Raw genomic sequence first — 21,580 nt, forward strand, 5'->3', positions numbered from 1 at the left:
TAGCGCGCTGTGGGGAGGCGAGTACCCGGTCAATGGCTTGTGACCTCGACGGGCCAGCCGAGCCAACGCGATACCATCTGGATCCTGGCTTCCACCTGTTCGCTGGTGGCCTTGGCCAGCGGCGGGCCGCCGCACTGGCGGCGGAGGTCGGCGTGCACATGGCTGTGGGGGACGCTTTGGAGCCGCGCATACTGGCTGACCAGCGAGTTCAGTTTCTTGCGTCGGTCTGCCATGGCTTGGTGCAGGGCGACCTCAGGCTTACGTCGGTTGAGTTTTTCCCGCCTGGCGATTTGACGCCGCTGGCGCTCGGCCAGGAGAACGCCCACTTGCTCCGCGTCCAGCAACCCCGGCAACCCCAGGTATTCCTGTTCATCGGCCGAAGCCGGATCTGCGAACATGCCGTAGGCCTGGGAATTGTACAGCACGTGGTCGAAAGTAGCGGCGGAATCCATCGCCTGGAACGTGCCCAGCAGATCGTCGGAAGCCGCGTCGGCACGATTCGCTGCCTCCAGTTCGGCCTCGGACTCCGCCCAAACCTCGTCGGCCACCTTTCGTCGGCCCAGGACGTGATCGCGGGCCTGCTCAAGCGACGAGGCATGATTCAAAATGATGGGCACGGTGGGCAGGAAAACGGTGGCCAGCTCGCCGCGCCGGCGGGAGCGCACGAATCGCCCCACGGCTTGGGCGAAAAACAGCGGAGTCTGAGTGGCGGTGGCGTAAACGCCGACCGCGAGGCGCGGAACATCCACACCCTCCGAGACCATGCGGACCGCCACCATCCAGCGCTCCTGGGAAGAGGAGAAGTTGGCGATGCGTTGCGACGAGCGGGCCTCGTCCGACAACACCAGGGTCGGTTTGCTGCCGGTGATGCTCTCCAGAACCCGGGCGTATGCACGCGCACTCGTCTGGTTGGAAGCGATGACGAGTCCGCCTGCGTCGGGGATGTGTCGCCGGGTCTCGCTCAGTCGCCTGTCGGCTGCCCCAAGCACGGCGGTGATCCACTCGCCTTTGGGGTCGAGCGCTGTACGCCAGGCATGGCTAGTCAGATCCTTGGTGAGCAACTCGCCGAGGTTGGCCGAAAGCTCCTCGCCGGACTTCGTCCGCCAGCGCATAGGTCCGCCGTAATTCATGAAGACCACGGGCCGGACGACGTGGTCGCGTAGCGCGTTCGCGTAGCCGTAGGTATAGTCAGCGCGGCTGACCCGGGTGCCGTCGGGGAGTTCGTCGTAGGCCACGAACGGGATCGGGTTCTCGTCCGAGCGAAACGGCGTGCCCGTCAGCATCAGCCGTCGCCTGGCGTAGCCGAAGGCCTCCCGCAGGGCGTCTCCCCAGCTCAGCGAGTCGCCCGCGTGGTGCACCTCGTCCAGGATCACCAGCGCGTCCGAGGAACAGCAGATGTTCTCGTATGCCCACGGCCGCATGGCGACGCCGGCGTAGGTCAGTGTGGAGCCGACGAACTCACGCGATCGGCCGCGCCTGGCGGTGTTGCCGGGATCCAAATGGATGCCGACTCGGCTGGCCGCGTCCGCCCACTGGACTTTCAGATGCTCGGTGGGAGCCACGACGATGATGCGGTTGATCTCGCGCCGTTCCAGCAGGTCTCGGGCCACTCGAAGCGCAAACGTTGTTTTGCCCGCGCCGGGGGTGGCAACGGCCAAGAAATCGCGGGGCGCGTTGCGGTGGTACAGATTCAGCGCGTCCTGCTGCCATTTTCTCAGGCTCTGCGCAGTACCCCAGGCGGCGCGCTGGGGAAATGCGGGGGAGAGATGCTCGAAAGCAGCGGAAGGCACGAGGTGAAACTCTACCGCGCCAGCTGTCGGGGGCAAGGTCGGCGCGCACGAGACCGTAAGATGTTCGAATGTTCATCCCAGTCAACCGCCTGGAAGATCCGCGGCTCCGCCAATTCGCGCAGTTGCGCGACTCGCAACTGCGGTCAAGGTTTGAGCAGGAGCGCGGTATTTTCGTCGCGGAGGGGGAGAAGATCATTCAGCGCGCCCTGGCGCGGGGTATCCAGCCGACGGCCTTCTTACTGACCGAGCGCTGGTTGGCAAGCCTCAAGGCCCTGATCCCGGGGGACGTGCCCTGCTTTGTGGCGGATGAGGCGTTGATCGAGCGCATCAGCGGGTTTCACGTGCACCGCGGCGCGTTGGCCACGTTCGTTCGGCCGGAGGAAGCCAGTTGGGAGATGCTGGCGAGCCAGGATCGGCTCTTGGTGTGCGAGGGCCTGGTGGACCACGCGAACGTGGGCTCGATCATGCGGATTGCCGCAGCCCTGGGCTGGGGAGGGGTGGTGGTGAGCAAGGCTTCGGCCGACCCCCTGTATCGGCGCGCAGTGAAAACGTCGATGGGCGCGGCCCTACAAGTGCCCTGGCGGCGCATGTCCGATGACCTGGCCGACCTCGAGCGGCTGAGCCGCGCAGGGTTCACGCTGCTCGCGGCCACGCCGGCGAAGAACGCGGTTGCGCTCGACGACGTTCAGATCTCCGGGAAGGTGGCCGTTCTGCTGGGCAACGAGGGACACGGGCTGCCGTCCAGCTGGTGCGGGATGGCCCACCAGCGGGTGGTCATTCCGATGGCCGGGGGTGTCGACTCCCTGAACGTCGCTGCGGCCGCAGCGATCCTCGCCTACGAACTGCGCAGCAGCTTGCGCATTTCCAGCTTGTCGACCGTCGGGTAGCGGGGGTGGGGTTCACGCTCCCCGGTGAACTTGTAGCCGAGGGATAGGTACCGGTTGATGGCTGCGGTCTGCGTCTCCGCGACGTCTAGCCAGATGGTCTCGGCCCCGCGGGTTTGCGCCCAACGCTCGGCGAGACCCAGCAGCTCACCTGCGACGCCCGTGCCGCGCAGTTCCGCTCTCGCGTAAACTTCCAGCAGGTAGTGGCGGTCGCCGTAGAGGCGTCCCTGCGCCTGGGCGAGCCAGCGCTCATCGCCGACCACGTACCAGCAGCCGTCCGGTAGTAACCTGGAGGCCATCGCCAGCCGCCAACGTTTTGCACTGTGGCTGGCGAGGACGGTTGGGTCATCGTCGAAAGCCAGCGGCGAGTCGGCGAGCATCGCCAGCTTGAGGTCGCGGTACATCGGCCATTCTTCGGGGCGCGGGGTTCGCGTTGGCAGCATGGACCGCAGGATATATCCGGTTTCGCGCCAAGGGTACTAGGCTGGTCTAGACCAATTGGAGCAGCACGTGTTCGGCGACGCGCCGAGAAAGAGGACTGTGACGTGACTCAGGAAGTTGGGCCCATTATCAACGGCCTTCCCACCAATCTGCCGGACTCCGACGCCGAAGAAACCGCAGAGTGGTTGGACTCGCTCGATGCAGTGATCGAATCTGGTGGCCGCCACCGCGCGCGCTACGTCATGCTGAAGCTCTTGGAGCGGGCCAGAGAGCGGCATATCGGGGTGCCTTCGCTCGTCGGCACCGACTACGTGAACACGATCCCCGCAGGCCAGGAACCCGAGTTCCCCGGCGACGAGGATCTGGAACGCGGCATCCGGCGCCTGCTCAGGTGGAATGCGGCCATCATGGTGCACCGCGCGCAGCGGCCCGGCATCGGCGTCGGCGGTCACATCGCATCCTTCGCGTCCTCGGCGACCCTGTACGAGGTGGGCTTCAACCATTTCTTCAGGGGAAAGGATCACCCGGGTGGCGGCGACCAGATCTACTTCCAGGGCCATGCGAGCCCAGGCATGTACGCACGCGCCTTCCTCGCCGGCCGGTTGGGGGAAGCCGATCTTGACGGGTTCAGGCAGGAGCACTCGCACTACGTCGATGGCGAGCTGCGGGCGCTGCCTTCCTACCCGCACCCGCGCCAGAAGCCCGACTTCTGGGAGTTCCCGACGGTGTCGATGGGTCTGGGGCCGATCAACGCCATCTACCAGGCGCAGTTCAACCGCTATCTGCACAATCGAGGGATCAAGGACACGTCGGACCAGCGGGTTTGGGCCTTCCTCGGCGATGGCGAGATGGACGAGCCTGAGGCGCGGGGTGCCCTGCAGCTGGCCGCGAACGAGGAGTTGGACAACCTGACTTTCGTGGTTAACTGCAACCTCCAGCGTCTCGACGGCCCGGTTCGAGGCAACGGCAAGATCATGCAGGAGCTGGAGGCGTTCTTCCGGGGTGCCGGCTGGAATGTGATCAAGGTGGTGTGGGGGCGCGGCTGGGATCCGCTGTTGGAGAACGACTCGGAGGGGGCGCTGCTCAACCTGATGAACTCCGTCACCGACGGCGACTTCCAGACATTCAAGGCCAACGACGGAGCCTACGTGCGCAAGCACTTCTTCGGCCGGGACCCCCGCACGGCTGCGATGGTCAAGGATTGGACTGACGAGGAGGTTTGGCGCCTCACCCGTGGCGGCCACGACTACCAGAAGGTTTACTCCGCCTACAAGGCGGCGACCGAGTTCACCGGTGCTCCCACGGTGGTTCTGGCACACACGATCAAGGGCTACTTCCTGGGCAAGCACTTCGCAGGACGAAACGCGACTCACCAGATGAAGAAGCTGGCGCTGGACGATCTCAAGTCGCTGCGCGATCGGGTCCATCTGCCGATCTCCGACGAGGTACTCGAAGCAGACCCGTACCGCCCGCCCTACTACCATCCGGGCGAGAACGATGAGCGGATCCGATACCTGCACGAACGTCGTCGTGCTTTGGGCGGCTACCTGCCGGAGCGGCGCGGCGATCGCAAGTTCATCTCGCTGCCCGGGGACAAGGCCTATGAGTCTGCACGCAAGGGCTCGGGCAAGCAGGAAGTGGCGACGACGATGGCTTTTGTGCGCCTGCTCAAGGAGCTCATGCGAGACAAGAGCTTCGCGCCGCGCGTGGTACCCATCATTCCCGACGAGGCCCGCACCTTCGGCATGGATGCCTTCTTCCCAACGATCAAGATCTACAACCCGCACGGCCAGAAGTACACCCCGGTGGATCACGAGCTCTTTCTCAGCTACCGGGAAGCAACGAACGGCCAGATCTTGCACACCGGGATCAACGAAGCGGGTTCTGTCGCCGCCTTCACGGCCGCCGGCAGTTCTTACGCTACCCACGGTGAGCCCATGGTGCCGATCTATGTGTTCTATTCGATGTTCGGTTTCCAACGAACTGCGGACGCCATCTGGGCGGCGGCGGATCAGCTGGCGCGCGGGTTCTTCATCGGGGCGACTGCGGGGCGTACCACCCTCGCGGGCGAAGGCACGCAGCACATGGATGGCCACTCGCCGATCCTGGCTGCCACCAATCCAGCTGTGGTTTCCTACGACCCGGCTTACTCCTACGAGATTGCGCACATCGTGCGCGATGGTCTGAACCGGATGTACGGGGAGAACCCGGAGGACGTCTGCTACTACCTCACAGTCTACAACGAGCCGATCGTCCAACCTCGGGAGCCGGAGAACCTGGACATCGAGGGGGTGCTCAGGGGTATCTACCTGCTGAAGGAAGGCAGCTTCGACGGCGTGGGTGCGGACGCTCGGAGGGCGCAGATCCTCGCCTCGGGCGTTGCAGTCGAATGGGGGTTGGAAGCCCAGGACCTGCTGAAGCGCGACTTCGGCGTCGTGGCTGATGTGTGGAGTGTCACGTCGTGGAACCGGCTGCGCCGAGAGGGCCTGGAGGTTGAGCGCCGCAAGTTCGACAACCCGGGCCACGAGGAAACCTGCTGGCTGGAGAAGCAGCTTGCTTCTCGCCCCGGCCCTGTCGTCGCAAGCTCCGATTACGCGACGATGGTTCCGGATCAGATCAGGCAGTGGGTGCCTGGGGACTACGCGGTGCTGGGAGCCGATGACTTCGGGTTCTCGGACACTCGCGCGGCGGCCAGGCGATACTTCCGCATCGACGGGCCGTCCATCGTGATTCGAGTGCTGCAAAGCCTCGTGGCACGCGGGGAGATCCCGGCCGACTGGGTTGAGCGCGCGATCGATCTCTACCAGATCAACGACGTGACTGCTGGTCGCTCGGGTAACGCTGGTGGGGACGCCTGAGCAGCGGTTTCGCGGACTGGGCTGGGCGCTTTGCCGCCCGGCCCAGTCTTTTCCCGGGCCCAAGTGCATCTTGGGCCCGCCATCTGGCAGGCTATGACTTGTGGCTAACACGTTGAGTAAGGAGAACTCCCTGGAAGGCATGAGCGGCGCGGAGTTGCTTGGCCTGAGCACCTCGATGGTCGTGCAGGAACTCGGCTGGGACGAGGACGTGGACCAGGATCTGCGGGACGAGATCATGGACATCATTGATGACGACATGGTTGAGGATGCCGTGGAAGCCGTGGACGTCGTGTTGCTCTGGTGGCGCGACGAGGACGGAGACGTGGTTGACGGTCTGGTCGATGCGCTGCCCGATCTCGCCGATCACGGTTACATCTGGCTCCTGACCCCGAAGGTGGGTAGGCCCGGGTTCATCGACCCTGCTACGGTTCAGGAGGGAGTTACCATCGCGGGGCTCAGCCTCACGAAAACCGCTAACGTCGCTCCGGACTGGGTGGCGACAAAGGTCGTGCGGCCGAGGGGATCCCGCAAGTGACGCGATTGCGCATCGGCGTCATGACCTCCGGAGGCGACGCCCAGGGAATGAACGCTGCCGTGCGCGCGATCACCCGGGCCGGGTTGCACGCCGGGGTGGACGTGTTCGCCATTCGCGAGGGTTGGCAGGGTGCCGTCGAGGGCGGCAAACACATCGTCCAGCTGCACTGGAGCAGCGTATCGGGCCTACTGAACAAGGGCGGCACTATCATCGGTACTGCGCGTTCCGCCGAGATGCGTACCCGTGAAGGGCAGCGACGGGCCGTGCACAACCTGGTCCAGAACGGGATCGATCGACTGATCGTGATTGGCGGCGACGGGTCGCTCACCGGGGCTCGTGAACTCATGCTCGGCTGGCAGGATCTTTTGGACGATCTGGTGAGCGAGGGCAAGATTTCCCAGGAGCAGGCGAGCAAGCACAAGGCCCTGCACATGGCGGGTGTCGTCGGATCGATCGACAACGACATGATTGGCACCGATATGACGATCGGCACCGACTCGGCGCTTCACCGCATAACGGAGGCCATCGACGCGTTGTCGTCAACGGCGGAGTCTCATCGGCGCACCTTCGTCGTTGAGGTGATGGGCAGAAACTGCGGTTATCTGGCGCTGATGTCTACCATCTCCGGAGGCGCCGACTACTGCTTCCTACCGGAGTCTCCGCCGCGCGACGGTTGGGAGGAACGGATGGTGGACGTGCTGGAGCGCGCACGCGCCGCCGGGAGACGGGACTCGATCATCGTTGTCGCGGAGGGGGCCAAGGACCGTGCGGGGGTGTCGATCACAACGGATCGGGTCTGCTCGGTGATTGAGGAATTGACGGGGGAGAAACCTCGGGCGACGATCCTGGGCCATGTCGCACGCGGCGGCAAACCATCTGCCTACGACCGCTGGATGGCCACCGCTTGCGGGGTGGAGGCCGTGCGCGCGGTGCTGGAGTCTGGGTCGGACGATGAGCCGGTTCTGGTCGGGATGAGCGGCGATGAGGTCGTTCGCGTGCCGCTCATGGAATCGGTCAAGCGGACCCGGGAGATCGCAACTTTCGTCGCTGAGGGGCGCTACGCCGAAGCGATCGCGAGTCGGGGTGCCGGATTCGAATCGATGATTCAGATCTATCGCACGCTGGTTGAGGCACGTCCGTCGATACCGGAGGCCTCGGGTAAGCGGATCGGCGTCATGCACGCGGGAGCCCTCGCGCCGGGCATGAACCAGATCGATCGCGCGGCCGTTCGCTTTGGACTGGATCGTGGGCACGAGGTCTGGGCAATTTTGGGGGGAGTTCCAGGACTGAGCGCAGGTACTTTCCGTCAGGTCAAATGGAGCGACGTCGAGGGGATGGCCAGTCTGGGTGGGGCGGCTTTTGGTACCCGTCGCTATATCCCTGATGACACGGAGCTATATGGCATGAGCCGCCAACTGGAAGAGCACGGGATCGACGCGTTGCTCATTTCCGGTGGTTACCACGCGTATGCCACGGTCCGGTTGCTGATCCAGGAACGGCGGCGGTTTCCAGCCTTCAACATTCCGATTGCTCTGCTGCCGGCTTCCATCGACAATAACCTGCCGGGGTGGCCTATGGCGGTGGGCGCGGATACCGCGCTGAACACCCTGGTGGATGCCATCGATATGATCCGAATGTCGGCTTCGGCGAGCAAGCGCGCCTTCGTGGTCGAAGCCATGGGGCGGGGCTGCGGTTTCCTACCGTTGCTCAGCGGTATCGCCGGTGGCGCCGAGAAAGTCTACCTGCCGGAGACTGGGATCACGCTTGACGAGGTCAAACGAGACATTGATCAGTTGGTGCGCAACTTTGAGTTGGGCCGCTCGTTTTACTTGTCGATACTCGGAGAAGACGCGAGCGAGCATTTCACTGCCGAAGTTTTGGCAAATCTGTTCGAAGCCGAGGGGCGCGGACTTTACTCGGTGCGCACGAGCGTCGTCGGGCACCTGCAGCAAGGAGGAACGCCCTCCGCGTTTGACCGAATCAACGCTACGAGGCTCGCCTACCACGCTATCGCCTACCTTGATGACCAGTTGGGCAGCGGTCGTTCAGAATACGGTGTGGCAAGGAGCGGAGTTCCGGGACTGATGTCCCCCGCAGACGAAGTGCTGCAGGGAATGGATTGGGAGGAACAGCGTCCGCGACGCCAGTGGTGGTTGTCGTTGAACGACATAGCAAGCCAGTTGAGTACTCCACCGGGCGACGCCACGTTGCTCTAGCCTCTGTTACATGAGTCGTGTTGATCCATGGTGCGCAGGCTCGGAATCCGGTGCACTACCGTCTTGACTGTCGCGTTTGATACGGAGTGACGCTGTTGAAGGTCTGATCCAACCTGACCGGATCGTTTTCGCTCCTGCCGACCCACCGATACGGGTCTTAGCAGAGAGGGAAGGGCACGCCGAAAGAGGCTGCGGATTGACACGACAGTAGCGTGGCTTGGTTGAGCGCATCGTTAGGTAGCGCAAGACTGTCCGGGTACATCACCCGCAGGATCAGTGCGTGTTTGTCCTCAGGCCGCTCGACGATGGTGAAAGAGACTTGAGTGGCGTCACCCTGATCCTGTTTCGTCCCCTTGAAACCGCAGGTAACGCCGGTTCCGGAAGCAGCCAGCGTGATCATCTGTGGCGATATGTAGTGGTCCACACCGTATTCCGCTGCCTGTTCGGTGATCAGGGTCTGGCAAGCGGTGAGCGGTTCTTCGGCCAGCGAAGTGAGAGTTGTCAGCTGGACGCGAACGTTGTTGTGGGGGTCGCGTACTCGGATCAGCCGACGTTCGTTTTCCTGAATCACCTCGTCGTACAGTTCCCAGCCCGCTGGCACGTTGACCTTGATGTCGCCAACCTCTTCGAGTCGAGCAGGCGCACGAGAATTCCCATCGGGTGGTTGAGTAGCGTTTGTTGTGGGAGAGGAATGTTTGTTGAGCGAGGGCCCGGAGAGCGGGGGGTCAGCTGCATGGGAGCGGTCGGGGCTGTCGCCCGCCAGGTTGGGGAGCATCGTCAGCGCAAATGCGCAGGCACCGGCGACGCCCAACACCAGGGGGATGACGAAAAAGAACCGGCGCTTCTTGGACGGCTCATCTAGTCCACGCCGGGGCGGCGCGCCGTGGGGCGGCTGCGGCTCATCCGGAACCGCCCGACGTGGCGCGGCGGGCAGTTGGATGGGCGCAGAATCATCGGGGGACTGGGCACGGCGTGCTTTCGGTTCATGCAAGCGGCTCTCTCCTTCCACCGAGTGATCAGGCATCCAGCCTACAGTCGGGCCCCAACCATCTGGCGGCCCTCGGCAACCGTTTTCTTTGGTTCCTTGCCCCGAACGGGAGGTTTCTCTCTGAACCATCGGGGTTGTCGCGAGGAACGTCAGTCGCTAGAGTGGTGCGCGCGGGCGCATAGCTCAGTTGGTTAGAGCACCTGCCTTACAAGCAGGGTGTCGGCGGTTCGAGTCCGTCTGTGCCCACCGCGTTTCCGATGCATTGCCCCTATCGAGGGGTATCGAATAGTGCAGTCTGGTAGCCTCGTGCTGCTTTTTTGGCGCGAAAGCGGTAAGGTATCGATCGTACGTTTATGGGCCAGCTTTTTGCTGGTCCCAGATGTGCCAATCGGCTTCGAGAGTTGAGCGGATTTCCTTATCATCGAGGTGACTGTCCGCTCGCTCACGCTGTTCAATGAGTACGGGGAAGGAAACAGGATGAAGCAGAAGCGGCCCAGCCGCCTCGGGAGTGTGTTGCTCTCGCTGATGCTGTTCACGGGTCTCCTGCCAGGCCTGACGGGCTTGGCAGTTCCAGCGAATGCAGCACAAAACAACAACATCGCACTAACGATTGAGAGCTTGGTGCGTGTGAATGACCAGGGTACGCCCACCCCCGGTGATCTTTTCGTCGGGGACCGGGTCGAGCTGAAGGTCAACTACGATGCCACGGATGCGGATCCGGTGCCTGGCGACTCCTTTACAGTGGAGCTGCCCCCGGAGTTCATTACGGTGGAGCATGGACGCCCGGGCCGTGAGATCGTCAAAGAGTTGACTTTCAACGGTATCCACTCTGGTGATTGTGTTATTCGTGCACAATACTTCACCTGTACGTTCAATGAGGCCATTCGGGGCAAATCAGGGGTGAAGGGCGCCATCTCGGCTCGTCTACAGGCCGTTCAGGAAACCGCCGAGAGCGAGTTGCCCTTTAAACTAAACGGTGAATCCACGATGGTGCCGGTTCCAGGAGGGAAAGGAATCGCTCGGAAAGAGACTAAGTTCTCCCCCAATGGCAAGATCTCGAAAGGCGCGACAGGTATCGGAGAGCAGTCCAAGGGCATCAACTGGACTCTGAACATTGGCGGGGCCTGGTTGGCGAAGAATCTGCCAGGCAAGACAACCTTCACCCTCGTCGACACGCTACCGAACACCTTGCTGGAGCCTACGAAGGTTCTGAAAGATATCACGCTCGCCCGGGCAACGCCGGGCACAAACGGTGAATCTCAGATAGTCGCCCGGGCAGATGGCTCCACGGTCGTCGACGGCTACAAGATTGAGGTTTCTGCCCTTCCTGATGGGCTGACCACTCATCTTGTGATTACTGTCCCCAAAGAGTTCAACGCAGATGAGAATTATCAGATTTACTTCCCCACCCCGTTGACCGCGGGCGGTACCATCGACAAAGGATGGACCTACACCAACGCCTTCCGAATTGAAGGTGTCGACGAAGTAACTGAGGGCTCCAAGAACTACATCGAAAGCTTTACCGCCAGCATCCAGTACCACGAGGGCTTTGGCATTTTTAGCATCACCAAGACCGCGGGCGGTCCCGGAGCGCTTGATCCGAACCAGGAATTTGACGTTCTTATCAGCTACGACATGTCACAGGCTGCCCCCTTCATCCGGCCACCGGGGTGGACCGAGCCGGCGAATCCCTTCAGGGCCAAGTTGAGCCTGGGTAAGCCGACCCTGATCAACCCACAGCTGCCTCAGGGAACCCGCGTGACCATCGTCGAGGATCTCAATGCGGCCAACGCGACCGCGGCACCAGGCGTGAAGTGGCAGAAGCCGAAGTGGAGCCCAACCGAGCCGCGCGAAGCAGGTAAGTTTACGATCACCGAGGACGGGTCCAAGGTGTCCTTCGTCATCGAGAACCAGGCCAACCTGCGGTTGAACCTGGCGAACACCAACGTGATCCAGTCCACTTTCAAGGTTGCCAAGAAGATTGTGGGCGATGACGCTGCCGCATACGGGGATCAGGCGTTCAGCTTCGATTACACCTGTTCCGACGGGCAGAGCGGGACTGTGACCGGAGTGACCGCGAACGGCTCACCCGTTGCCGTGACGGATGGAGGAGCTCCCAAGGAATTCCCCACTGGCACGCAGTGCACGATTACGGAGCAGGCTCCCGCGGAGCGCCCGGGCTACACGTTGGAACAACCCGAACCCGTCAAGGTGACGGTGCAGAATGCAATCCAGGTTGCCACGATTACCAATAAGTACACGAGGGACTCTGGCACTTTCGCCCTTACCAAGGTGCTGAATGCTGGCGGTTCGCGCGGTTTTGACAAGTTCACCATCCATTACGAGTGCTCTGCCGCTGGGTACAGCATCACGGAGGAAGGCGTTGCCGTACCGGCCACCGGAAGCGTCGAGGTAACGGCTGGTGAGGAGACCGTGGTCGGGCGTTTCCCGACCGGGACCACCTGTGAGCCGACCACCGAGACGGTCCAGGAGCGCGAGGGATACGACCTGCAGATCGATATCGGCGAGCAGGTCACTATCGCGACCGGGCAGAAGGCTGTTTCCCAGGTGACGAACACCTACACCGCGCAGACGGGCACCTTCGCGATCAGCAAGACCGTCGTCGCGAATGGCTCCACTCCGGCGCCTGGAGAGGAATTCCTCATCACCTATACCTGTACTCCGCTCAAGCGCACTGGCCTCGACCCCGTAACCAAGACCGTGAAGGTCGACGATGGTGACACCGTCCAGGCCGGCGAGTTCCCAGTGGGCACCACCTGCGTGGTGACGGAAGAGACCGCGCCCGAACGGCCGGGCTACACGCTGACCAAGACGCTTGGCGAAGAGGTCACAATCGCTAAGGATCAGGAAAGCCGGGTGCAGGTGACCAACACCTACGAGCGTGACTTCGCTCCCTTTGCGGTGACCAAGCAGCTGAACGCCGGCGGCTCGACTGGTTCCGACAGCTTCGTTCTCAACTACGAATGCACCGCGCCGGGGTCGGACGACACCGATGCCACCGGCCAGGTCACCGTCAACGCGGGCCAGACGGTCGCCGTCGGCAGGTTCCCGGTTGGAACCGAGTGCCGCGTCACCTCTGAGCAGCCTGCGGAGCGCGACGGGTACACCCTCACCACGCAGCTGGGCGGGACTGTGACTCTCGACGTGAAGGATGAGGCGCGTACGGTAACCGTTACGAACACTTATGAGCGCGACCATGCGCCGTTCGAGATTCTGAAGACGGTGGTTGCTGGCGGCTCGACCGGAACCGACTCCTTCACGGTCAACTACACCTGTGACGCTGCGGGCAAGAATGTCGCGGCCACCGGTTCGGTTCAGGTTACCGCAGGGCAGACCAAGTCGATTGGCGAGTTCCCGACTGGCACGAAGTGTCGGGTGCACGACGAGGACGTGGCCGCAGCTGCGCGCCCCGGCTACACACTCGACGTTTCCTACGGACCCGAGGTCACCCTGGTCAAGGGGGTAACTGCCCAGGCCAGTGTCACAAACACCTACACCCGGGACTTCGCTCCGTTCGCGGTGGAGAAGGTGCTGAACGCAGGTGGCTCCACCGGCAACGACACTTTCGTGGTCAACTACAAGTGTGACGCCCCGGGTAAGAACAACGTCGCCGCCGCTGGACAGGTGAGCGTAGACGCGAACCAGACCGTGACCGTCGGCCAGTTCCCGACCGGCACCAAGTGCAGCATTACCGGCGAGCAGGCAGCCGATCGGGTCGGGTACACCCTGACGACTGACGTCTCCGAAGAGGTCACGGTTGCTCTGGGAGCGGTGGCCAAGGTTACCGTCACGAACACCTACACCCGGGACTTCACCCGATTCGAGATCCTGAAGAGCGTCGTGCCTGGCGGCTCCACCGGTGGCGACGAGTTCACGATGCAGTACACCTGCTCCGCAGAAGGTGCCAACGGTGTTCCCGCAACGGGTTCGGTCAAGGTGACGGCCGGTCAGGCGAAGCCCATCGGCGAATTCCCGACCGGTACGAAGTGTCGGGTGCACGACGAGGACGTGGCCGCTGCCGCGCGCCCCGGGTACAGCGTCGAAGTGACGTACGGCCCCGAAGTCACGCTGCGCAAGGGTGAAACTGCTCAGGTGAGCGTCATCAACACCTACTCGCGAGATCACGCTCCGTTCGCCGTGGCCAAAGAGCTGGTGAGCGGGGGATCCACCGGCGTCGACGAATTCGGCATCTCCTACGAGTGTGATGCTCCGGGTAGGAACAACGTTGCTGCCACAGGCAAGGTGATGGTCAGCGCGGGCAAACCGACCTTGGTTGGCGAGTTCCCGACGGGCACGACGTGCAAGGTGACGAGCGAGGATCCGGCCGAACGTGACGGGTACACCTTGACCACCGAGATCGGGGATCCGGTCACACTTGACGCCAAAGACGAGAAGAAGGTCGTCACTGTCAAGAACACCTACGTCCGGGATTACGCTGAGTTCGTGATCAACAAGACGGTTGACGCAGGTGGTTCCACCGGCAGCGACACCTTCACGATGCAGTACACCTGCACCGCTCCTGGAGCGGACAATGTTCCGGCGACTGGAACCGTGGAAGTCACCGCCGGCGTGCCCAAGACAATTGGTCGATTCCCAACCGGCACCAAGTGCCGTGCACATGATGAGGACCTGAGCGCTGCGGCTCGCCCGGGATACACGCTCGGTGTCAACTACGGTGAAGAGGCCACCCTCGTGAAGGGGCAAACCGCCGAGGTGTCGGTGGCGAACGCCTACGTGCGTCAGCGCGGCGGGTTCGTGATCAATAAGACCGTCGCGGGTGACGGTGCTGCTCTGGCGCCGAAGGAGTTTGAGTTCACCTACACCTGCGAGAACACCCCGACGACGGTGAAAGTGAAGCCTGGTGTGCCGTACGGCGTCGATGGGATCGGCACCGGAAAGTGCACGATCAAGGAGGGCGCCGCTGATGTGCCGAAGGCCACCTTGGACACCAAGCTGAAGATCAACGGCGAGGCGAGCACCGACGGTATCTTCGAGATCGTGGACGGCGAAACGGTCGAGGTCGCCGTCACCAACGAATACTCGCTGGTACGGGGCAACTTCGTCGTGACGAAGGCCGTGGAAAAGGATCTCGACAGTGAGGCCTTCACCAACCACAAGTACGGCTTCGACTTCCAGTGCTCCGAGGGAACGACCGGATCGTTCGCCATCAAGCCGGGCGAGCGTTTCGAGAGCCCGCAGCTGCCGCTTGACACCACCTGCGAAATCTCCGAACGCCTGAGCGAGGCCCAGGTTGAGGGATACACCCTCACCGCGCCGGCCGCTCAGAAGGTGGAGATCGCAGAGGGTGGCAAGAGCGTTGAAGTCGGTTTCGTGAACAAGTACAAGCGCGACCTGGGCTTCTTCACCGTGGCAAAGAACGTCGTCGGCGGCCCCTTCGCGGCAGACAAGTTCACGTTCCACTACGCGTGTGGTGAGCTCGTGGGCAGGCTCGAAGTAACTGGCGACGGCGTGGCTGTCAAGGCCGATGCCGCTGTCCCCACCGGCACCGAGTGCCGGCTCTGGGAGGATCATTCCTCGGCCAAGCGCGCAGGGTACATGGTTACGCTGCCCGCCGAGCAGCGGGTGAAGATCGGTGACGCCACTGCTTCGGCGGTGTTCACCAACTCCTACACCAAGGTTGTCAAGCCTGGTCTGCCGAAGACTGGTGCGTAGCAATAACAAGAAAGAGGTGGTGGGTTTGGCCCACCACCTCTTTCTTGTCTCAACTGGTTTGTGGGTCAGCTGTCGGCACGTGGGAAGCACCGAGTCGCACAGCTGTGCACATCCTGAATAGCGAGCATGTTCACGATTCCTGAGCCGAGGCCGCCGAAGAGCGGTATGAGGCGAACCGCGTTAATCATCATCTTCAGCCCGGCGCCCGTGGCGAGCCGCAAGGCCACGGCTTGCTCCATCTCTTTCAGGGCCGAAGTCGGCAACTCGTGCAGTCGCCGGACTGCATCGGACGACTCCAGGTCGATGGCGTGACGCCGAGCAATCTTCTCGCTCTCCCCACCAGCTAGGCTCAGGGCGACGAGGCTGCGCACCACGGGCGAGCTGAGGTCGTAGCCACGCAGCAGAGCAATGCAGGCGGCCAACCGTGCCGCCCGCACCTGCAAGAACGCCAAATCGGCGGGAAGAGCGACCGGCATCGTCGCAAAGCCGCCGAACCCGCTGACGAATCCTGCGAGGCCGAGCAGACCTGATTCAGAGTTCCGCAGCTGTGCAATCGCTGCTTCAGCGTCCCCGTTGTTCCGAGCCCGCAACTCATCCACGACGTGTGCCGCGTCCTCCAAGGGGCCGAAGCCTGAGATGGCCGAATCCAGCAGCCAGTTTAGCCAACGTGAGGCCTTAAACTCCGCGGAGTGCTCGGGCTCAGGTTGCACTTCGTCTTCTTCATCGGAGGCAGTTTCGCCCGCTGCATCAGATTCGGTGTCTGTACGGGGCTGACCGTCGGCCGGGCAAGAGCCGCCGCTGGGACGGTCGCTCTCGAACACGCTTTGACCGGGTGGCGTCTCGTCCTGCTGTTCCGAACCGTTTTCTGGATTGTCTGACATGGTTCCTCCTTGCTCCTTCTAGGCTACCCAGTCAACAAAGCTCCAACTCTAACTGTGCACCGCCCCGGTGGGTTCGGGGGAGCCACCGTCGCAGGAACTGGGGACGAGCAGCCGGGCGGACACGTCCAGGTGCTCAGGCGAAGTTGGGGAGGTGGGCGTAAGCCGAGAAGCGGCCGAGGCCCACGGGACGCGTATGGAGGATAGGCAGAGGCTAGGGGTTGACGCCGCGGAATTGGAAAAGCACGCGAGAGTCCCAGTTTTTGGTGCGCTTGTTGAAATCCCAGCAGATGACGATAGTGGCGGAAGCAGGGCCGGAGGAGTCCAACATCAGGGAGGAGTTCTCCTCGTACTCATCGAGGGTGATCTTCGGGGCCTCCTCGTACTCGTAGCAAGCCACCTCGCCCTTCGTGCCGTACACCTTGAAGATATCGCCAGGCTTCAGTTGAGATTCGCCACCCTGGAACAACTCGTTGCCGAGAGCGGGGGCGAGGCTGGGGCGGTAGGTGTGGATGGTAAACACCGCCTTGCCAGTACCGGAACCGGGCTTCGGGCCCTCTTTCCACCACGCCGCGGACCGGCGGTCGCTCAGGGGTGGAGCAGGGATCGCCCCCTTGGTGAGGCCCATCGGCACCACCTTTTCATCGGCACCCACTCGGCTTATGCTGAAGCGCTTTGGGGTGAAACCCTTCCCCAGGGGCTGGCAGTCCGCCAAATCGGCAGCCACTGGCGTGGGAGTCGCAGTGGGGTCGGATGCGGGATCTGAGCTACTGGGGCTGGGCTCGGGCGTGGGCGATGCCGACATCGAGCTGGGCGCTGGGCTAGTTGAGAGGTTGGCCGTAGGAGAAGCACCCGGCGAGGAGCTTTGCTGTGGCATCGCCTGTTGGGCACGCCCGCCAGACAACCACACGCCCAAGGCGATCAAGGTCACCAAAACCCCTGAAACAATCCCGATCCACTTCTTTCGCACGAGGAAAGACTAGCGTTCGGTGGGGTCAGACGAAGGCGCGCTCCATTCGTCGGAAACTCGCCAGCCGCTCAGGGGCCAAACTGCCCCGTTCCACCGCCAGATCCAGGCCGCACTCCGGGGAACCGGTGACATGGGTACAACCGCGCGGGCACTGCTCCGCGAAATCGGCCAGATCCGGGAAGGCTCCGATGATGTTGGCCGAGTCTACGTGGCTGATTCCGAAGGAACGCACGCCCGGAGTGTCGATGATCCAAGTTCCTGGTTTCACCTCCATGGCAACAGCAGATGTGGAGGTGTGCCGCCCCTTTCCAGTCAACTCGCTAACGGCACCGGTCTCGCGATCGGCCCCGGGCACGAGGCGGTTGACCAACGTTGACTTACCAACCCCGGAGTGCCCGATGAGCACGGTGGTCTGATCCGCAAGTAACTCTTCGACGTGAGTCAGATCCGCCTGTGGCTTGGTTGCAACTATGGGGATGCCCAACGGCTCGTAGGCGGAAATCAGATCATCCGGGCTGGCCAGATCTGCCTTGGTCAGACACAAAATGGGCACGATCCCGGCGTCGTAGGCGGCGACGAGTATTCGATCGATCATGCCTAGACGCGGTGGCGGATCTGCCAGGGCCGTCACGATTAGCAGCTGCGTGGCGTTTGCGACGATGGGGCGCTCGAAAGTGTCCGCGTCATCTGCGGAACGATGGAGCATGGTGCTGCGTGGCTCTACCTGGACTATGCGTGCCAGGGTTCCTGCAGTGGCGGAAACATCTCCGTCTAGGCGAACGCGGTCGCCAATAACCACGCCCTTGCGCGGGATCAGGCGGCCGCGCACCGCGGTGACCACATCGTCGCCGATTCGGCAGCGGAACCGTCCCCGGTCTATCCCGACGACGTGCGCCACAGGCAGCCCGGAGTAGTCTGGCCGATCCTTCGTCCGTGGTCGGGTGCGTCGCTTCGGGCGGTCGAACCCGTGATGGTCGTCGCGGTAAATGCTCACGTCAACCGCTCCCAGTCGCTGCCGAAGTCTGGCATCGTCTTGGCCACGCAAGCGAAATCCGTGACGCTCGAGCCCGGTGCGTTCAGCCCGAGGAGAGCCGCGAAGTGGACCATGCGGTGGTCGGCGTAAGTCTCGAATCGGCAGGTGGTTGGGGTGCCACCCACGATCCGCAGGCCGTCTGGGCGTTCTTCCACGGCGATGCCGGCACGAGTCAGCTCGGTGGCGAGCGCACGCAGCCGATCGGTCTCATGTCCGCGGATGTGAGCCACTCCAGAGATCACGGTTTCGCCCTCCGCGACGGCGGCCAGGGCTGCAACCACAGGGGTCAGCTCCGAGGCAGGATGGAGATCAACTTCCCCCAATGCCGTGAGCCGTTCAGGACCCCGAACGGTGGCGGTGCCGTCGCTCATGCTGAGGGAACAGCCCATCGCGGACAGGAGATCAAGGATCACCGCTCCCGGCTGGCGCGTGCTGGCCGGCCATCCCGGCACCGAGACCTGGCCACCTGTTACGGCAGCCGCCGCGAGGAAGGCGGCGGCGTTGGTGAGATCGGGTTCCACTCGGGTGTCCAGAGCACGAATCCTCCCGGGCGCAACCCGCCACACTCCAGGCGAGTGTTCAATTGCGTCCACCCCACGTTCGCGCAGCATGGCCAGCGTCATGGCGATGTGGGGCCGAGAGGGAAGACTTGAGCCGACATGTCGAATGGCCAGGCCCTCGGGCAGGAAGCACCCAACCAGCAGCAGACCGGAGACAAACTGACTGCTGGCGGAGGCATCGATGCTCACCTCGCGCGAGACCGGTCCGTCTGGCGGGTAAATCGTCACGGGCAATCGATCTGAGTCGACGTGTGCCCCGAGCTGGCGAAGCGCGTCGAGGAGGCCCAGCATGGGGCGTTCCGCAGCTCGCGGGTCGCCGACGAAGCGCACCGGGGAATCAGAGAGCAGAGCGAGCGGGGGGACAAAACGCATGACCGTGCCAGCCAGGCCGCAGTCTATGGTGGCTCCGCCGCGCAGTTTGCCCGGGTGCACGAGTAGGCCATCGTCCCGAATGATCTCGGCCCCGAGGGCGCCCAACGCGTCGATCATCAGGTTGGAGTCCCGGCATCTGAGGGCTCCGTGGATCCTGCTCTCCCCATCTCCGAGTGCTGCCATGACTAGTGCGCGATTCGTCTCGGATTTCGAGCCGGGGACAGAGATGAAACCCTCGGCACGCCCCGAGGGCAACCGAGTCAACGCGCCAAGCCCTTGGTGGTCCGCTGCGCCTTACGACGCGCCCACCGACAAGGTCTGCCGGTCTTGTTGCCCAGCTGAGAGGCCTGTTTGCTGGCGGCCCGCCTGCTCTGCTCGGCACGCCAAGCCAAGCTGGGGGAGCCCTGGAGATCCCGGGAGCCGAGAATTGCGGCGCCAAGGATGGCCACGTTTTTCAGCGCTTCGCGTTGGGCGATACGGCGCTCTTCTCCTTCGATCTCCTTTTTCGGCCAGGCCACGACGATGTCCAGCGCAGTGGCGGGAATCAGCAGGAGCGCGCCGAGCCTGCGGCCGATGCCGGAGGCGAACATCGCTCCGCCGAGGATCTTGAGTGCCCCACCCAGCCGGATCCACTGCTCCGGCTGTTCTGGCACGTAGGAGGAGTACTGTGCAGGCACCACCCGTTGGACGAGAGGAACCGCCTTGTCGGTGAACGCTTCGGCCTCGTCGGCGCGCTCGGGGGTATTGCGCAGAGCCGACACGCCGTCGGCAATGCAGTGGCTGGCGAACAGCCCGCGGGCAACAAATCGGAGAAGACTCATGCTCCGAGCCTACCCATAAGCTGGGGGAGTATGCGGAAGATGTGCCGCAACGAGCCTTCTGGAGGGTCTCAGCTCTTCGAACTCGCCTGGATATCGCCAGACCGCAGAATTAAGTACCGGACTGCTTGTCCCGACAATGCTCGTGTCAGGAGCCGTTTGGCTGATATCGGGCGGTCCTTGGGAACGTCTGGCCGGGGCATCCAGCACTCGCGCTGGGGCGCCGTTAGACGCCGACTCCTGAATGGACGTGAGAAGGTAGCCGCTTGGCGATCGTCAGGACCGGCGCTGCTCGGCGCTCCCCGGACCTGCTTCGAAGTTGAGTCGGGATGCGACGTGCCGGGTGAGGAGAAAGCAACGGACGCCCATCCTCGCCCTATCAGCAACCGAATGGCTCAGCAAGCGCTCTGGCCGGTTCCTCGTTGTTCCTGCTCTCAGAGGAGGACGATTGATCGGGCATTTCGGCCATGGAACCGGACTACACGCGGAAGAAATGAACCCGATCCGATCTGCGGACGTTAGCTTTCGTTGAGCACCCAACCTTGTTTGTCGAGGCTCCCGTGGCTCGGCGGCACTGGCGGCACGCTGATAAGCTTTGAGTGATGAGCACTGACACCGAGTTCCGATCAGAGGCCGCAGCCTTTGAGGAGGAAGCCTTGGCGCTGGTCGATTCGTTGTACGGCGCAGCGCTGGGTATGACGCGTAACCCCGCGGACGCGGAAGACCTGGTGCAGGAGGCCTACGCCAAGGCATTCGCGGCTCGGGGCTCGTTCCAGCCGGGCACTAACCTCAAGGCGTGGCTTTACCGCATCCTGACCAACACCTACATCTCTCAGTACCGCAAGGCTCAACGCCTGCCGAAACTCTCCGGGGGCGACGAGGTGGAGGACTGGCAGCTCGCGCGGAACGAGGCGCACGATGCTCGGGGGCTCCGCTCCGCTGAGATGGAAGCTCTGGAAAGGATCCCGGATTCCGCGGTGGTAGATGCCCTGGCAGGACTGGGAGAGCAGTATCGGTTGGCGGTTTGGCTGAACGATGTCGAGGGTTTTTCGTATAAGGAGATCGCGGAGATCATGGGCACCCCGATCGGAACTGTGATGAGCCGCATCAATCGAGGACGCAAGCAGTTACGCCACGCGCTCAGCGGGTACGCCATCGAGCGTGGTTTCATGCGGGATGAGGCGAGCAATGGCTGATCATGTGCATGGGGTCAAGGATGAGTGCCTCACCGCGCTTGAGCGCGTGCACGAGTTCCTGAGCCACGAACTGCTCGACGCGGACGAGGATACCATCCGCGCTCACCTGGCGGCTTGTGAACACTGTATGGAGCAGTATGAGATCGAGTCGACCATCCAAGAGATGATCCGACGGGCCACGCGGGTGAGCGCGCCGGCATCGCTCTCGATCCGGATCCGGCGGTTGAGCGTGGAGATTAGGGGTTGATCAGTAGGGCCCCCGCGCGAGCGGGGGCCCTGCCCTGCGCCTCAGACCAAGGCCCGTAGGAGGCGTAGGACCCCCGCGCGAGCGGGGGCCCTACTATTGA

Annotated in this window: 16 protein-coding genes, 1 tRNA gene and 1 CRISPR repeat array (1 of these 18 only partly in view); of the genes, 8 read left to right on the plus strand and 9 right to left on the minus strand. The window is 63.1% G+C overall.

Annotated features, from left to right (window positions below; genetic code table 11):
- Positions 1 to 29: 29 nt before the first annotated feature.
- Positions 30 to 1,790 carry a DEAD/DEAH box helicase gene (locus EII42_RS00990; protein WP_125170235.1) on the minus strand — a complete coding sequence of 587 codons (1,761 nt, stop codon included), beginning with the start codon at positions 1,788 to 1,790 and terminating at the stop codon, positions 30 to 32.
- A gap of 68 nt (positions 1,791 to 1,858) precedes the next feature.
- Here EII42_RS00990 and EII42_RS00995 point away from each other — a divergent pair, with 68 nt between their 5' ends.
- Positions 1,859 to 2,677 carry an RNA methyltransferase gene (locus EII42_RS00995; RefSeq protein WP_125170236.1) on the plus strand — a complete coding sequence of 273 codons (819 nt, stop codon included), beginning with the start codon at positions 1,859 to 1,861 and terminating at the stop codon, positions 2,675 to 2,677.
- Here EII42_RS00995 and EII42_RS01000 read toward each other — a convergent pair.
- Entirely contained in the window at positions 2,626 to 3,117 is a 492-nt protein-coding gene (locus EII42_RS01000) for a GNAT family N-acetyltransferase (RefSeq protein WP_125170237.1), read from the minus strand. The two genes, EII42_RS00995 and EII42_RS01000, sit on opposite strands and share 52 nt — an antisense overlap.
- Positions 3,118 to 3,219: 102 nt before the next feature.
- Here EII42_RS01000 and aceE point away from each other — a divergent pair, with 102 nt between their 5' ends.
- From aceE to EII42_RS01015, 3 genes are all read left to right on the plus strand, one after another.
- Positions 3,220 to 5,973 (plus strand): pyruvate dehydrogenase (acetyl-transferring), homodimeric type, encoded by a 2,754-nt coding sequence (gene aceE / locus EII42_RS01005; RefSeq protein WP_125170238.1) that lies wholly within the window; start codon positions 3,220 to 3,222, stop codon positions 5,971 to 5,973.
- A 139-nt stretch (positions 5,974 to 6,112) separates the two neighbouring features.
- The gene (locus tag EII42_RS01010; protein ID WP_125170435.1) at positions 6,113 to 6,508 is read left to right on the plus strand and encodes a DUF3052 domain-containing protein; all 396 of its coding nucleotides are present in this window, start codon (positions 6,113 to 6,115) and stop codon (positions 6,506 to 6,508) included.
- Between the two features lie 20 nt (positions 6,509 to 6,528).
- Positions 6,529 to 8,724, plus strand: coding sequence for a 6-phosphofructokinase (locus EII42_RS01015; protein ID WP_125170436.1), 2,196 nt, complete (start codon positions 6,529 to 6,531; stop codon positions 8,722 to 8,724).
- A gap of 157 nt (positions 8,725 to 8,881) precedes the next feature.
- Here EII42_RS01015 and EII42_RS01020 read toward each other — a convergent pair whose 3' ends face one another.
- On the minus strand, positions 8,882 to 9,538 hold the full coding sequence (locus EII42_RS01020; protein WP_125170239.1) for a hypothetical protein: 657 nt from the start codon (positions 9,536 to 9,538) through the stop codon (positions 8,882 to 8,884).
- Between the two features lie 44 nt (positions 9,539 to 9,582).
- On the minus strand, positions 9,583 to 9,711 hold the full coding sequence (locus EII42_RS13680) for a hypothetical protein (RefSeq protein ID WP_255416223.1): 129 nt from the start codon (positions 9,709 to 9,711) through the stop codon (positions 9,583 to 9,585).
- Positions 9,712 to 9,884: 173 nt separating this feature from the next.
- Between EII42_RS13680 and EII42_RS01025 the strand changes: the two genes are divergently transcribed.
- A tRNA-Val gene (locus EII42_RS01025) sits at positions 9,885 to 9,958 on the plus strand.
- 180 nt (positions 9,959 to 10,138) lie between these two features.
- A complete protein-coding gene (locus tag EII42_RS01030) occupies positions 10,139 to 15,406 on the plus strand; it encodes a DUF5979 domain-containing protein (RefSeq protein ID WP_125170240.1) in 5,268 nt (1,755 codons plus the stop codon).
- Between the two features lie 65 nt (positions 15,407 to 15,471).
- Here EII42_RS01030 and EII42_RS01035 read toward each other — a convergent pair whose 3' ends face one another.
- The 5 genes from EII42_RS01035 to EII42_RS01055 form a co-directional block, all read right to left on the minus strand.
- Positions 15,472 to 16,287 carry an EcsC family protein gene (locus EII42_RS01035; RefSeq protein ID WP_125170241.1) on the minus strand — a complete coding sequence of 272 codons (816 nt, stop codon included), beginning with the start codon at positions 16,285 to 16,287 and terminating at the stop codon, positions 15,472 to 15,474.
- Between the two features lie 211 nt (positions 16,288 to 16,498).
- Positions 16,499 to 16,939 carry a class F sortase gene (locus EII42_RS01040; protein WP_125170242.1) on the minus strand — a complete coding sequence of 147 codons (441 nt, stop codon included), beginning with the start codon at positions 16,937 to 16,939 and terminating at the stop codon, positions 16,499 to 16,501.
- 340 nt (positions 16,940 to 17,279) lie between these two features.
- Positions 17,280 to 18,248, minus strand: a complete 969-nt coding sequence (gene rsgA, locus EII42_RS01045) for a ribosome small subunit-dependent GTPase A (protein WP_125170243.1) — start codon at positions 18,246 to 18,248, stop codon at positions 17,280 to 17,282.
- On the minus strand, positions 18,245 to 19,483 hold the full coding sequence (gene aroA / locus EII42_RS01050; protein WP_125170244.1) for a 3-phosphoshikimate 1-carboxyvinyltransferase: 1,239 nt from the start codon (positions 19,481 to 19,483) through the stop codon (positions 18,245 to 18,247). The genes rsgA and aroA overlap by 4 nt, the downstream gene beginning before the upstream one ends.
- Complete coding sequence (locus EII42_RS01055; RefSeq protein WP_125170245.1) at positions 19,480 to 20,040, minus strand: DoxX family membrane protein; 561 nt, start codon at positions 20,038 to 20,040, stop codon at positions 19,480 to 19,482. The genes aroA and EII42_RS01055 overlap by 4 nt, the downstream gene beginning before the upstream one ends.
- Positions 20,041 to 20,639: 599 nt before the next feature.
- Between EII42_RS01055 and EII42_RS01060 the strand changes: the two genes are divergently transcribed.
- Both EII42_RS01060 and EII42_RS01065 read left to right on the plus strand, forming a co-directional pair.
- Positions 20,640 to 21,233, plus strand: a complete 594-nt coding sequence (locus EII42_RS01060; RefSeq protein ID WP_125170246.1) for a sigma-70 family RNA polymerase sigma factor — start codon at positions 20,640 to 20,642, stop codon at positions 21,231 to 21,233.
- A complete protein-coding gene (locus EII42_RS01065; protein ID WP_158676351.1) occupies positions 21,226 to 21,480 on the plus strand; it encodes a zf-HC2 domain-containing protein in 255 nt (84 codons plus the stop codon). Before EII42_RS01060 ends, EII42_RS01065 begins: the two co-directional genes overlap by 8 nt.
- Before the next feature lie 3 nt (positions 21,481 to 21,483).
- Positions 21,484 to 21,580: direct repeats of the CRISPR family, unit length 22 nt; unit sequence CCCCCGCGCGAGCGGGGGCCCT; it runs 55 nt beyond the window's last position.

The sequence above is a fragment of the Tessaracoccus sp. OH4464_COT-324 genome, from assembly GCF_003932855.1.
Taxonomy (GTDB): domain Bacteria; phylum Actinomycetota; class Actinomycetes; order Propionibacteriales; family Propionibacteriaceae; genus Arachnia.

Excerpts from the sequence above, each read along its gene's own strand:
- EII42_RS01060 (WP_125170246.1), top strand. The coding sequence starts at position 20,640 with ATGAGCACTGACACCGAGTTCCGATCAGAGGCCGCAGCCTTTGAGGAG.
- EII42_RS01055 (WP_125170245.1), bottom strand. The coding sequence starts at position 20,040 with ATGAGTCTTCTCCGATTTGTTGCCCGCGGGCTGTTCGCCAGCCACTGC.
- EII42_RS01000 (WP_125170237.1), bottom strand. The coding sequence starts at position 3,117 with ATGCTGCCAACGCGAACCCCGCGCCCCGAAGAATGGCCGATGTACCGC.
- EII42_RS00995 (WP_125170236.1), top strand. The coding sequence starts at position 1,859 with ATGTTCATCCCAGTCAACCGCCTGGAAGATCCGCGGCTCCGCCAATTC.
- EII42_RS01035 (WP_125170241.1), bottom strand. The coding sequence starts at position 16,287 with ATGTCAGACAATCCAGAAAACGGTTCGGAACAGCAGGACGAGACGCCA.
- EII42_RS13680 (WP_255416223.1), bottom strand. The coding sequence starts at position 9,711 with ATGAACCGAAAGCACGCCGTGCCCAGTCCCCCGATGATTCTGCGCCCA.
- EII42_RS01015 (WP_125170436.1), top strand. The coding sequence starts at position 6,529 with ATGACCTCCGGAGGCGACGCCCAGGGAATGAACGCTGCCGTGCGCGCG.
- EII42_RS01065 (WP_158676351.1), top strand. The coding sequence starts at position 21,226 with ATGGCTGATCATGTGCATGGGGTCAAGGATGAGTGCCTCACCGCGCTT.
- EII42_RS01010 (WP_125170435.1), top strand. The coding sequence starts at position 6,113 with ATGAGCGGCGCGGAGTTGCTTGGCCTGAGCACCTCGATGGTCGTGCAG.